This window comes from Vibrio sp. H11, from assembly GCF_004804295.1.
In the GTDB taxonomy this organism is placed as follows: domain Bacteria; phylum Pseudomonadota; class Gammaproteobacteria; order Enterobacterales; family Vibrionaceae; genus Vibrio; species Vibrio ostreae.
Genome location: NZ_SSHN01000007.1, coordinates 169,837 through 182,589, shown reverse-complemented (window position 1 = coordinate 182,589; position 12,753 = coordinate 169,837). Strand labels below are relative to the sequence as shown.

The 12,753-nt window shown below is 52.4% G+C and carries 12 protein-coding genes; 2 read left to right on the top strand and 10 right to left on the bottom strand.

Annotated elements, in window-relative coordinates; translation table 11 throughout:
• Positions 1–28 precede the first annotated feature (28 nt).
• From E6C74_RS12895 to E6C74_RS12855, 9 genes are all read right to left on the bottom strand, one after another.
• Positions 29–307 (bottom strand): EF-hand domain-containing protein, encoded by a 279-nt coding sequence (locus E6C74_RS12895; RefSeq protein ID WP_136485813.1) that lies wholly within the window; start codon positions 305–307, stop codon positions 29–31.
• Positions 308–516: 209 nt separating this feature from the next.
• Positions 517–1,767, bottom strand: coding sequence for a urate hydroxylase PuuD (locus E6C74_RS12890; RefSeq protein ID WP_240798185.1), 1,251 nt, complete (start codon positions 1,765–1,767; stop codon positions 517–519).
• 3 nt (positions 1,768–1,770) lie between these two features.
• Positions 1,771–3,081: a guanine deaminase gene (gene guaD, locus E6C74_RS12885; RefSeq protein WP_136485810.1), complete on the bottom strand. Its 1,311-nt coding sequence runs from the start codon at positions 3,079–3,081 to the stop codon at positions 1,771–1,773.
• Between the two features lies 1 nt (position 3,082).
• On the bottom strand, positions 3,083–3,430 hold the full coding sequence (gene uraH / locus E6C74_RS12880) for a hydroxyisourate hydrolase (RefSeq protein WP_136485808.1): 348 nt from the start codon (positions 3,428–3,430) through the stop codon (positions 3,083–3,085).
• On the bottom strand, positions 3,427–3,936 hold the full coding sequence (locus E6C74_RS12875) for a 2-oxo-4-hydroxy-4-carboxy-5-ureidoimidazoline decarboxylase (protein WP_136485806.1): 510 nt from the start codon (positions 3,934–3,936) through the stop codon (positions 3,427–3,429). The genes uraH and E6C74_RS12875 overlap by 4 nt, the downstream gene beginning before the upstream one ends.
• On the bottom strand, positions 3,933–4,814 hold the full coding sequence (gene xdhC / locus E6C74_RS12870; RefSeq protein WP_136485804.1) for a xanthine dehydrogenase accessory protein XdhC: 882 nt from the start codon (positions 4,812–4,814) through the stop codon (positions 3,933–3,935). Before xdhC ends, E6C74_RS12875 begins: the two co-directional genes overlap by 4 nt.
• Positions 4,798–7,281 (bottom strand): xanthine dehydrogenase molybdopterin binding subunit, encoded by a 2,484-nt coding sequence (gene xdhB / locus E6C74_RS12865; protein ID WP_136485802.1) that lies wholly within the window; start codon positions 7,279–7,281, stop codon positions 4,798–4,800. The genes xdhC and xdhB overlap by 17 nt, the downstream gene beginning before the upstream one ends.
• Positions 7,274–8,707, bottom strand: a complete 1,434-nt coding sequence (gene xdhA / locus E6C74_RS12860; RefSeq protein ID WP_136485800.1) for a xanthine dehydrogenase small subunit — start codon at positions 8,705–8,707, stop codon at positions 7,274–7,276. Before xdhA ends, xdhB begins: the two co-directional genes overlap by 8 nt.
• A 100-nt stretch (positions 8,708–8,807) precedes the next feature.
• Positions 8,808–9,029 (bottom strand): hypothetical protein, encoded by a 222-nt coding sequence (locus tag E6C74_RS12855; protein WP_240798184.1) that lies wholly within the window; start codon positions 9,027–9,029, stop codon positions 8,808–8,810.
• A gap of 533 nt (positions 9,030–9,562) precedes the next feature.
• Between E6C74_RS12855 and E6C74_RS12850 the strand changes: the two genes are divergently transcribed.
• Together E6C74_RS12850 and E6C74_RS12845 are read left to right on the top strand one after the other, a co-directional pair.
• On the top strand, positions 9,563–10,204 hold the full coding sequence (locus tag E6C74_RS12850) for a TetR/AcrR family transcriptional regulator (protein ID WP_136485798.1): 642 nt from the start codon (positions 9,563–9,565) through the stop codon (positions 10,202–10,204).
• Between the two features lie 32 nt (positions 10,205–10,236).
• Positions 10,237–11,088 carry a DUF5718 family protein gene (locus E6C74_RS12845; RefSeq protein ID WP_136485796.1) on the top strand — a complete coding sequence of 284 codons (852 nt, stop codon included), beginning with the start codon at positions 10,237–10,239 and terminating at the stop codon, positions 11,086–11,088.
• 163 nt (positions 11,089–11,251) lie between these two features.
• On the opposite strand, the gene E6C74_RS12840 is transcribed toward E6C74_RS12845, so the two are convergent.
• On the bottom strand, positions 11,252–12,700 hold the full coding sequence (locus tag E6C74_RS12840; protein WP_240798183.1) for a diguanylate cyclase: 1,449 nt from the start codon (positions 12,698–12,700) through the stop codon (positions 11,252–11,254).
• Positions 12,701–12,753: the final 53 nt, after the last annotated feature.

Sequence of the window (12,753 nt, the reverse complement as noted above, 5' to 3'; positions counted from 1 at the left end):
GAATCAATACCTCAGAGCCGATATTAAATCAGTCCTGTGGTTTTTGCGGTGGCTTGTGGCTGCGCATAAAGCTGTCAAGTTCCGGTTCAGTCACTTCGCCATCGCCATTACTGTCCATTTGTGAGAAATCACGCTGCATCGGCCCTTGCAGTTCATCCTGGGTCAGTATGCCATCACCATTGTTGTCTAGTTCTGCAAAGGAAGGTGGTCGCCCCATATCGTGATCGCCGGATGGCCCTGGCTGGGCGAACGAGTAAGAAGTAAGCAGTGTGCAACTTACTGCCAGCGAGAGTGATCTGTATTTCATTGGTAACCTCTTGGTGATTGAATTGACGCAGCATTGGAGCGTCTAATCATGAAGTGGTTCGGGCTTTTACATTACTTTACAAAGGGTTAAAAAAACCATGCCGGAATAGGCGACTGAAGATAAAAAAGCCACCAGCGGAGCCACTGGTGGCTTGAGTGCGTTGGGGGGAACGCAACTTTTATTATAAGCTCAGATTTAATTAACCGCGGTTAATGGGTTTGAGTTAATGCCTGCTTTAACAACTGACGTTCGGTGTCTGTCATGTCTGTTTTATTCAGGAACGGCATGTCGGCACTTTCCACCGCGCGGGCCAGAATGCGTGCTTTCCAACGTTCAATATCCTGCCAGTTATCGAACACCGCTCCGCTTGGTGCAACCTTGAACACGTCGTCGGTCGGTGCGGAACTATGACACTGGCTACAACGATCTTTGATGATCTGCTGCGCGATATGCTGATCTTCATTCAGACCGACTAACTGAGCTGTTGGTTGAGCGGCGGCAGGCTGGGCGGCATTGTGCTGCGCCAGCTCTTTCTTGGCTTGCATCTGCGCTGTCGTTTGCCAGCTGATCGCCACAGCCAGCAGGAACATGGCAGCGGCGCCGATAAACATGACCGCTGGCTTTTGCTGGCCGGTATGTTTCAGGTTAAAGTAGTGACGAATGTAGGCACTGATCACCATGATCAGCAGACCGATCAGCCAGCTGTTGGCGTGCTGGTAAATCATCGGGTAGTGATTACTGATCATCAGAAAGATCACCGGCAGGGTGAAGTAGTTGTTGTGAATCGAGCGGCGCTTGCCTTCCAGGCCCGGCGCCGGATCGACCGGCTCACCGGCAGCCACCTGGGCCACCATTTTACGCTGACCAGGAATGATCTTATGGAACACATTGTTGACCATGATCGAGCCAATTAGCGCGCCCATATGAATAAAGGCACCGCGGCCGCTGAACAGATGAGTAAAGCCATAGAAGAACAGGGCGCCGAATAGTACAACTGCGCCACTAAACAAGACGGTGTTGCGGCTCAGTGGTGAGCGCATCAGAATTTCATACACCACCACACCAAGCATAACGCCGCCGACACCCAGACCGACCGCCTGCAGCGAGGTCAGCTCCATCACACGCGGGTCAATCAGATAGGCCTGAGCGTTGAAGTAATACATCCAGATAAGCAGGGCTGAGCCGGTCAGCCAGGTGGTATAGGCTTCCCATTTAAACCAGTGCAGTTTTTCCGGCATTTTTTCCGGGCCGACCTGGTACTTAGCTACTTCATAAAAGCCGCCACCGTGTACGGCCCACAGGTCACCTTTGATGCCTTTGTCTTTTTTCCATTTGGGTGGGGTTTCCAGGCTGTTATCCAGCCAGGTGAAATAAAAGCTGGCGCCAATCCATGCGATACCGCAGATGACATGAAACCATTTGATAAACAGTGCTAACCATTCGTACAGTTGAGGCCACATAAGTTATATATCCTTTTGATAGACTAATTTTCCATGAACATAAGTTCGCTCGATCGTACGCTCGTCGCCCAGGGTCATCAGGGCGAAAAGCTGCTCGGCTAAATCATTGCAACGCAGAAAACGCTGCTTGAGCATCGGGAATGCAGCAAGATCGAGTTCGACAAAATCGGCTTCAGTGCCGATATTAAAGTTGCCAATCAGGTGTTCGAGCCCCATGGCCGCGGCGGCTCCCTGTGTACAGAGGTATAAAGATTCAAACGCATCCAGGCTATAGCCTTGCAGCTGACAAATCTTGTAAGCATCACTCTGGTTTTTCAGCAGACTCAGGCTGGTGCCTGCGCCGACATCACTGGCGATGGCAACCGGAATATGCGCCTGTTTGAGCTGCTCATAAGGCAGTAACCCGCTGCCGAGAAACAGATTTGATGACGGGCAGAACGCTACCGCTGCGCCGCTTTTGGCCAGGGCTTGTTGCTCGCGCGCACTAAGATGGATTGCATGACCGAACAAAGCCCGTTCCCGCACCAAGTTATTGCGCTGATAGACATCGAGATAATCGTCACTGTCCGGGTACAGATCTTTGACCCAGGCGACCTCATTGAGATTCTCACTCAGGTGCGTCTGAATAAAGGTGTCCGGGTGCTCTTTGGCCAGCTGACCTGCTTTGGCGAGTTGTTCCGGGCTGCTGGTCGGTGCAAAACGTGGTGTAATCGCATATAAAGCGCGGCCTTGTTTGTGCCAGCGTTCAATCAGAGCCTTGCTGTCGCGGTAGCCTGAGTCCGGCGTGTCCTGCAGTTCGTCCGGGCTGAAGCGATCCATCAGAACCTTGCCGCACACCATGCGCGCATCATATTTCTGTGCCGCATCAAAAAAGGCATCCACTGACTGTGGGTGCACGGTGGCAAATACGCTGGCTGTGGTGGTGCCGTGCGCAAACAGCTGCTGCAAAAAAAAGTCAGCCTGCACTGTGGCATAGAGCGCGTCACTGTAGCGCAGCTCTGCCGGGAAAGTGTAGCTGTTGAGCCAGTCCAGCAGTTGCTTGCCATAACTGGCAATCATTTCGACCTGCGGGTAATGCACGTGCGCATCGATCATGCCCGGAATTAACAGGCCGCGATGCTCAGTCACGTTGCCCTGAATCAACAAGGCTTTATTGGCGGAAACAGAGAAAAACTGCGCCGCGTCACCGACATGTCGAATCCGGCCGTTTTCTACCACCAGAACGCCATCTTCCCAGTAATGGTAATGATCTTTTGGTGACAATGTCACCTCTGGAAAGTGCAGCAAACGGCCGCGATGTACCGCAATCGACATATTAACTTCCTCGATAGCTGGAATAAGAGAAGGGTGACAGCAGCAGAGGGATATGGTGGTTGCGTTCATCACTGACCGTGAAATTGACGTCGATGAACGGGAAGAAAGCCTGACCGAATTGTTCTTGGCAGTAAGGCGCAACCATAAAACGCAGGGTGTAATTTTGTGCTATCAGGCTGACATCACCGAATCTGGCGCGACCATCCTGGTCGGTGACACCTTCAGCAAGACACTCCAGGTGGAATGAATCGTTGCCTGATGGGCTCTGCAAAGTAAAAAGTTTGACGGCAATACCCGCAGCTGGCCTGCCGTTAGCGGTATCAAGCACATGACAACTGAGTTGCTTCATAAATATACTTCCATTCTGATATGACTGATTTTTTGTTGTTCTGTGGCTGCCTGTTGCAACTCTTGCGCGCGCGAACGGTCAATGCGTGCTTTGAGCAGGCCCAGCATCTCGTCGGCGCTCTTGTTGCTGGCACACACGATGAAGATAAAGCCAAACTTGTCGCGATAGTGCTGATTGAGCGTCAGCAATTCCTGCAATACCTCGGCTGAGGCTTGTTTGACCTGACCTTGCTCCTGTTCGCTCAGTGCTTTGCCCTGCGCGTATTTCTTCTCCAGGCTGGCGAGATCGCCGATCATCGGGTGGCCGGCAAACGCTTCCAGCCAGTCTGCTTCTTCCAGTTGCCCGAAGGCGTGTTCTGCTGCCCGGAGTAAATCCTGGCCACCGGCCACCGGCATCGCTTGTTTCATATACTGCTGCCAGCGTTGGCTGGTACAAATCCTGGCCAGTTGCTGGTCGTCCAGATCGATAGGTCCGTTTAAACCGATAGACGGCACTTCTGAACTCATTTATGCTTCTCCTTTAGTTGCTGACGGGCGTTATTGACTTGCTTCCACTGCGCTTCGCCCGCTGGCTCAGTGGCGGTGTGTTGTGCAAATTTCTGTATCAGCTGCGCCGCCACCGAGACCGCGACCTGCATCGGCAGTTTGCCCTGCACATCCGGAACACCAATCGGGCAGGTAAGCTGCTCAATCAGCTGCGGGTGACTGAGATTCTCTTTGAGGCGAAATTCAAAACGCTGACGTTTGCCCTGCGATCCAATCAGGCCGACATAGGCAAAGCGCTGCTGCTCGAGCGCGCGCAGCGTCAGGTCATAATCCAGTGCGTGATCCTGAGTCATGATCAGCACATAAGCGTTGTCGCGCAGGGTCGCGATACATTCAATCGGAGCCGGTGCAAGTTCAGTTTGAATACCTTTGTTTTGCAGTGGTTCAAGCCACTCGCTGCGGCTGTCGATCACTTTTACGTGACACGGTAACTCTGCCAGTACGCTGGTCAGCGCCTGGCACACATGGCCGGCACCAAAAATCACCACTTGCGGTGTACAGGTGTGGAAGAACTCAAACATCACCTGCACCGCACCGCCGCAGCACTGACTAAGGTCCGCGGCAAGGCTAAAGCGCTCGATCATCAGTTCGCTGCGATGCGTGCTCAGGCTGTCACGCGCTTTCGCAATCACCTGATATTCCAGATTACCGCCACCTAAAGTGTCAAACTGGCTGTGGCGGGTAATCACCATTTTGGCACCGCTGGCTCTTGGTACTGAACCGACATAGGCGACTACGGTCGCGATGCAATACGCTTCGCCCTGCTGTTCAAGTTGCTGACAGGCACTCAGCCAGTTGAGGTCTGGGCTGGATAAGAACGTGTTATTCGTTGGCGACATCGGCACTGTCCTCCGCTGCGCTGTGTTCATTCAGCCACTGCAGTTGATGCTCACAGGCAGTGAGAATCGCTTCACCGGTTGCCGGAGCGTGCAGCAGTGGCGCACAGCGATAGCCGCTCAGTGACGCAACCGCATCGTAAACCGCGCACCACACACTGATGGCATGCATAAACGGCGGTTCGCCCACAGCCTTGGAGCGATAAATACTGTGCTCCGGGTTCGCTTTGTCATACAGATCGATGTGCATCTGTTTCGGGTAATCACCGATGGTCGGGATCTTGTAATTCATCGGACTGTTGCTGAGCAGACGGCCGTCTTCACCCCAGACCAGCTCTTCGGTGGTCAGCCATCCGAGGCCCTGAATAAACGCGCCTTCAATCTGGCCACGATCGATAGCCGGGTTAAGGCTGTTGCCGACATCGTGCAGGATATCGACGCGATCAACGCGCATTTCACCGGTTAAGGTATCGATAGTCACTTCAGAGCAGGCGGCGCCGAGCGCGAAATAGAAAAATGGTCGGCCGGAGGCAGTTTTGCGGTCATAGCCGATTTTCGGTGTCTGATAGAATCCGGTCGCAGATAGCGACACGCGGTTCAGGTACGCCATCTGAATCAGCTCTGCCCAGGCAATAGGGTGCTCATATAATGGTGACGATTCGATACCGATCAGTTTGCCTTGGATGATGTCGGCATGTTCGACCTGAAAATGCTGACAGGCAAACTCGAGCAGACGCTGTTTAATGATCATGGCGGCATTGTGCGCGGCCATGCCGTTCAGGTCGGCTCCTGATGAAGCGGCGGTTGGTGAAGTATTCGGTACTTTATCGGTCCGGGTCGATGTCACCAGTACGTTGTCTATCTCAATTCCGAAGGTCTGCGCCACAATTTGTTGGACTTTGGTATGCAGACCCTGACCCATTTCGGTACCGCCGTGAGAAACCTGCAGCGTGCCGTCGGTGTAAACATGGATCAGCGCACCGGCCTGGTTAAGGTGCGTTGCGGTAAACGAGATACCAAACTTGACCGGCGTCAGTGCCAGGCCTTTTTTCAGCACCGGATGGGTCTGGTTCCACTGCGTAATCGCCGCACGGCGTTTGCGGTAGTCACTGCTGCTTTCCAGCTGCTGCATGATGTCACGCATCTCGGCATGCTGCTCAACGTCCATACCGTAAGGTGTGGTGTGCTGAGCGGCACTGTAAAGGTTGGTATAGCGCACATCGAGCGCATCTTTGCCGACTCTGAGCGCCAGCGCCTGCAATGCTTTTTCTACTACCATCATACCTTGCGGGCCGCCAAAGCCACGAAAAGCCGTATGCGAGACCATGTCGGTTTGCAGGCGGTGGCCAATGACACAAGCCTTACCAAGGGCGTAGGCGTTATCGGCGTGAAACATCGCCCGGTCGACAATCGCATCCGAGAGATCGGCGGAGTGGCCGCACAGGCCATTCACTTCCATATTAGCGGCGATGAGTCTGCCTTCCGCATCCGCTGCTAACTGGTAGCGGTTATAAAACGGATGGCGTTTTCCGGTTGCGGTCATATCAATGCTGCGCGGCAGACGAATTTTCACTGCTCGTTTGGTGTGATGGGCGCCAAGCGCCGCCAGACAAGCCCATTGCGCCGCCTGGCTCTCTTTACCGCCAAAACCGCCGCCCATGCGGCGCATATCGATCGTAACGCGGTTAAAATCGATGGCGAGTACTTCGGCGATCAGTTTCTGCACTTCGGTGGGATTTTGGGTAGAAGTGCGCAGGAAAATCCCGCCATCTTCGGTCAGTTCAGCCAGACTGACCTGACCTTCGAGATAGAAGTGTTCCTGGCCGCCAACGTGAATATCGCCACTGAGATGCACTGGCGCCTGATTAAACACATCCTGGGCGACCACCTGACCCATCTGGTGGGTTGGTAACAGCGGTGGGTTTTGGCATGCCTGAGCATGGGTTAGGGTGACGGTGTCACTTTTTTCGTACTCTATTTGCGCTAAACGCGCCGCCCGCCACGCCAGTTCATGACTGGTGGCCAGTACCAAGGCCAGCGGCTGACCAAAATAACGCACTTCGTTATGAATGGTCAGCAGCGGATCGCCTTTTAAAATCGTGCCGATGTCTTTCTCACCGGGAATACTCTCATCGGTCAAGACCTTAACCACACCCGGTGCGGCTGAGACGGCGGAGAGATCCAACTGTTTCACTTTACCCTTGGCAATGGTACTGGTCACCACGGCAGCATGCAGACAGCCACGCGGTATGACGTAGTCATCGACGAACAGGGCTTCACCAGCCACCTGTTTCTTCGCGCTCTCGTGTTTGTATGAGTGACCAACCACCGAATGGCTGGCAGTTGCATCCTGGCTGACCGGTTTTACCGGTTGACTAACCGTCGCCGTTGGACTGACTTTCGCTGACGGATCGGCTTTCACGGACGGACTGGCCGTGTGGTTGGTGGTAACAGAAGTTAATTTACGCATCTTGCACCAGCCTTGTTTCGATATGTCGGGACTCGAGATAAAAACGTTGCAGCAGGTTTTGTACCAGTTTTACCCGGTACGCCGCGCTGCCGCGCACGTCGCTGAGTGGTTGAATCACCTCAGGCACTTTGTCCTGGGCTTTCTTTACCACTGACTGGGAAAGCGGGTGACCAATAAACAGCGCTTCCAGCTCACTCAGGCGCACCGATTTGGCGGCAACGCCGCCGGCGGAAATGATGCACCCGGTCACGGTTTGTTGCTCATCAAACGTCATGTTAAGACCGAGCGTGACGGTGGCGATATCGTCTTCATAGCGTTTGCTGATTTTGTAGATCGCATGACGCTCGTTGTCGGCCATATGGGGCAGGTGAATGGCGCTGATCCATTGGTTGGCTTTCAATGCGGTCTGACGATAGCCGGTGATGTACGCCTCCGGTGCAAAGCGGGTTTGGTGCTTGCCGTCATCGACTTCAATCTCGCCATGCAGGCTGATCAGCAGCGGGGCGATATCACCAATCGGGGACGCGTGGCCCAGGCTGCCACCCAAAGTGGCACGGTTACGTATCGTCAGGCTGCCGAGACGTTCAATCACCTCATCGGCACTCGGGTAGTGCTGCTTGAAAAAGGCATGTACTTGGTTCATCGGTACAGCGGCACCGATACGCCAGCCGGTGTCAGTCGGGGTGATGGTCAGCAGGTCATCAACCTGTGACAGATCGATCAGTTGCTTGAGCTGATGGTGTTGCTGGGTGACTTCCAGTGCGAGGTCAGTGCCACCGGCAATCAGTTTGGCGTCCGGCATGGCAGCGATAGCCGCGGCCAGCTCGGTCCGGTTTTTCGGACGGGCGTAACCCGTTTCACTGGCCAGTTTTAACGCTTCGCTACCGGATTCGACTGAGTGGAGCCAGGTTCTTACCGCAGCATCGTTATGACTGAGCGGATCGTCAATGTGAGACTCGGCAATGGCGTTGGCGGCATCAATCAGCGGGCCGTAGCCGGTGCAGCGGCACAGGTTACCGGCGAGATAATCACTCGGATTGTGCGGCGGCTGATCCTGTTTAGAGAGCGCATACAGCGACATCACGATACCAGGCGTGCAAAAACCGCATTGTGAGCCGTGACGATCGACCACCATTTGCTGAACCGGATGCAGTTGGTCGTGTTGTTTCAGGTGCTCCACGGTGATGATTTGTTTACCGTGCAGTGCATGAATGGGGGTAATACAGGCGTTGATCTGGCGATAGCGCATTCTCTGATTGTCATCGAGATCCACCATCACCACGGTGCAAGCGCCGCAATCGCCGCTGGCACAACCCTCTTTAGAGCCTGTCATTTGCTTTTCTTCGCGCAGGTAATTCAGCAGCATGGTATCGGCTTGTACCGACGCTACTTTGACGACTTCGCTGTTAATCATGAGCTCTAACATAACTTCCTCTGTGTTGCTAAAACTTGTCCAAATGGTCAACTTAATAACCAAAAAACAGCTCGCGAACCGAATCCCACCGGAAACGCGAGCCTGAGTTGAATTAATTTGGAATCTTGGCGTCGATACCTTCAACGTACCAGTTGACTGCGGCCAGTTCTTGGTCAGTCAACCAATGACCCGCTGCGATTACCTCTTTGCCCTGTTTGTCCTTTATTGGGCCGGTAAACGGAACGATTTCTCCGGATTTGATCTTCTGTTCGGTGCTCTCAATCACTTTATTGCTCTCTTCTGGAAGATTAGGATTGATAGAGACGATCTGCAATAAATCCTCTTTTGGTTTTAGTATGGGTGCAGACGCGCAGTGTCACGAGCGAGATTGCTCTATGTGCACCTCATCCAAGTTGAGATAAAGCAAAAACCTGACCAAGTGGTTGGATTTTGAAAAATTATTTTTCGTTTCCAGTTCATCCCTTTAATGATAAGGGATAACGGCAAGTTCTGGATGTTGATACTGTGCGCGGTTTTACCGGACGCTGAACTGTTTTGATCCAAATGAGTGCTGTTCGGTATGCAAGTGCACCATGTCGGTGCGTTTTCTAGAGCAGAACAGAATCATGCTGGACAGACAAGTGATACCAGATATGACGGGCAGTCCGACTGTACTAATGCAGTGCATTTGTTCTAAAACAGGGATATAGGGCGGGATTGGCGCGCAGCACTTGACAAGTGGTAGCCAAGCGTTACTTAATTTAGCTATTCAGGCATACGCTGTTTGAGGCAACTGAGGTCGTTGTCTTTGGCCAGCGCCGTTGTCACATAGCATTACACCAAAAGGCACATGAATAAGGAGCCGGTTTGGATACGGAACAGGGACAGAAAAAACGATCTATTTCAGGCGAGATCCGACGTCGTAATCAGGAAATGATCTTGCAGGCTGCGGCCGATGAATTCGTAAAACATGGTTATAAAGGGACCTCGGTACAAGCGATTGCCGACCGGGTGAATTTACCCAAAGCGAATATCCTGTATTATTTCAAATCCAAAACAGGGCTGTATAAGGCTCTGCTGCAAGAAATTCTCACCATGTGGAACGATGGGTTTTCAGCCGAGGCGGCCAGCTTGCCTCCGGAAACGGTTTTGCGAAATTATATTGTCGGGAAAATGCAATACAGCCGCACGCATCCGCAGGAATCGAAAATTTTTGCCCAGGAGATCATTCAGGGCGCACCGGTGATTGCTGATGCGATTCAATTCCCGATGGTCAACTGGGCAGCCGGTAAGGCGACCATCATTGAAGCATGGATAAAACAGGGATTAATTCGTCCGATTCAGCCGCTGCACCTGCTGTTTCTGATTTGGGGCGCAACCCAGTTTTATGCCGATTTTGATACGGAAATTCAGTTGATTAAAGGCGCACCTATGACTGAGCAAGAGTTTGAGCAGGCGCAGGAGTTTTTGGTCGGCATGGTATTACGCGGGTTACAAGTGACAGTGTAACTCATTAACACATCAGGTTCATGGAGGACAGATTGAGCCCGAAAAATAATAAGAAAGTCCCGTTATTTGGGGTCGGTATCGCAGGAAATTTTGCCGGCCACCTGCAGCAAACGGGTGAAGCCAATGGTTTACAAGGCCAGATCGACGCAAGCAGCCCTCAGGCTATTTTCCCATTTTATGTCTCCGGCGCTTCCGAAGCCTACCTGACGGTCAATCCGTATTCATTTGATACGGTGCGTCTGCCACAAGAACCGTCTGCCAAAGTGCAGATGGAACCGGAAATTGCTTTGGTGGCCCGGATCAAATATCTGGGTGATTCGGTGATAGGTATCGAGCCGGAGTCGATGACTCTGCTCAATGACGTTACGTACCGCAACGCCAAAGTGACGAAGCTGGCTGAGAAAAAGAACTGGGGCCAGGCCTCGAAAGGGATTGCGAAAAAAGTGTGGCCGCTTGAGCGTTTTGGCGCACTCGACAATCTCGATAAATATCGCTTCTGCAGTTTCCACCATCGTGATGGTCAATGGGCATCCTGCTGTAAAGACGTTTCGTTGTCAGACTACAGCTACAGTTATGAAAAGCTGATTACCTGGGTAATGAGTCAGTTTAATACCCAGCGAGATCAAGGTGCACTGCATGACCTGCGTCAACTGGTTGCTGAAGCCGGTTATCCAGAACGTATGATCATTTCATTGGGCTCGTCACGTTACACTGAATATGGCGAGCAGCATCAGTTGCTGGATGGCGATGAGTTGTGTGCAGTGCTTTACGATGCAACCCGCATCGATGCAGAGCAGATTGCAGATCTGATTGAGAGCGGGCAGTTTGAAGAGCTGGCGCAAAATCAAATCGTCTTGCGTCAGACTTGTCAGGCATGGAGCTGATGTGATGGCAGTCAGTGGATGATGGCAACGATCTGATGATGATTGGCAGGTAAAGCCAACGACACGTAACAAGGGGCCATCGAGGCTCCTTGTTTGTTTTCAGGGGACAGGTCGTGAGTGCTCAGAATATTTGTACGGTTCCGGTTGAAGCTTAACTTGTGACTCAGGCATTAACCTGGTTGCGTCCGGCACGTTTGGCTTCCAGCAAACAGTTATCCGCCTGCTCAAATGCGCTGCTGAACGTATCGTTCTCGTGCACTTCGGCGATACCAAAACTGCAGGTGACAGGGTAATCAAGCTCATCGAAATCTGCGCAGGCAACAACGTGGCGCAGGCGTTCTGCCAGCAGCAAAGCTTGCTGTTCGTCATCACCCGGTAGTAACACCATAAATTCATCGCCGCCAAAGCGGCCGACTTTATCGGATGCCCGGATGGTTTCATCCACTAAGCGTGCGATATGGGTTAACACCTTGTCACCGACGCTGTGGCCATAGGTATCATTGATCGCTTTGAAATTATCGACATCAAAAAGCAGCAAAGAAATGGGTTGGTTATAGCGTTTGGCGCGTACGATTTCCTCTTTAGCGTTACGAATGAAATAGCCGCGGCTTTCCACTTCTGTCAACATGTCCTGCTCGGATAAACGGCGCAGTTTCTGATTATCGACCAGAATATGCGGTACCCATAAGCCAAAGTAGGTGTTTGCCGCCAGCAGATAGATAGTGAATTGGTAGACCATGGCTTTCTCGGATAATCCCAGCCAGGCGATCAATAGTGCAGTCAGGGTGCTGAGCAGAGCGAGACTAAGAAAAGAGCGCGTGGCCGTTTCGGTAAAGACAATCCACATCTGGGCGATACCGAGGAAGAAAACCGTAAACACAATATGCGAGGACGGATAGTAGGCAACCAGCAGGCTAATCACAGTTAACATGACCATGGAAGTTGCGAGCTTAAGCAGAAATTGTCCTAGCGGTGCATCGGTGATCAGCGGTTTAAAATACTGAGTCAGCCAGCGACCTTCTTCCGGATAAATGCCGCCAAGCAGTGTCACGATAATCGGTGTAACGACCACAACACCAATTAAATCGCCAATCCACCAGGGTACCCACAACGACGCAATTTCGTTGTTTGAGATAATGCCGGTCAGTGCGAGTGCAGCGGAACCGCCAAGCGCAGCCAGTATTGATGATAATACGGCGACCAGAAGGAAAATCAGGATCAGGTGCGGAACCTTCAGATAGCCGCTGCGCTCACTGGACCGTTTCAGTATGGTGGCTCCGACCCAATAGGAACTGCTGTGAATGGCGGCAAACAATAAGCCAGTCGAGATAAGGGTCGACGCTGACTGCTGTGCCTGGTAAAGACTGTTTTCCCAAAATGTGGAGCCAATACAACAGACGATCAATACCGGCAGATAAGACCAGCCCAACACCAGGAAAATAGCGAAAGTGACACCGGCCGGTGGAAACCAGATGCTGGCATGCGGTTCATATTCCATCAGTGAAGCGGCTCTCCACAATAACAGCCAGATCATTGCCACGATTAAAGGACGAATCCAACCGGTACGAACCAGAGGGCCAAACTTGGCCAGTGCCTCTTGATTAACAGCCAAATATCCTCCTGGGCTTCATCGTAATCTGTTGCTCTTGTTATTTGTTTTCATAA

Coding starts and splice junctions, on each gene's coding strand:
- E6C74_RS12895 (WP_136485813.1), bottom strand. CDS start 307: ATGAAATACAGATCACTCTCGCTGGCAGTAAGTTGCACACTGCTTACT.
- E6C74_RS12890 (WP_240798185.1), bottom strand. CDS start 1,767: ATGTGGCCTCAACTGTACGAATGGTTAGCACTGTTTATCAAATGGTTT.
- guaD (WP_136485810.1), bottom strand. CDS start 3,081: ATGTCGATTGCGGTACATCGCGGCCGTTTGCTGCACTTTCCAGAGGTG.
- uraH (WP_136485808.1), bottom strand. CDS start 3,430: ATGAAGCAACTCAGTTGTCATGTGCTTGATACCGCTAACGGCAGGCCA.
- E6C74_RS12875 (WP_136485806.1), bottom strand. CDS start 3,936: ATGAGTTCAGAAGTGCCGTCTATCGGTTTAAACGGACCTATCGATCTG.
- xdhC (WP_136485804.1), bottom strand. CDS start 4,814: ATGTCGCCAACGAATAACACGTTCTTATCCAGCCCAGACCTCAACTGG.
- xdhB (WP_136485802.1), bottom strand. CDS start 7,281: ATGCGTAAATTAACTTCTGTTACCACCAACCACACGGCCAGTCCGTCC.
- xdhA (WP_136485800.1), bottom strand. CDS start 8,707: ATGTTAGAGCTCATGATTAACAGCGAAGTCGTCAAAGTAGCGTCGGTA.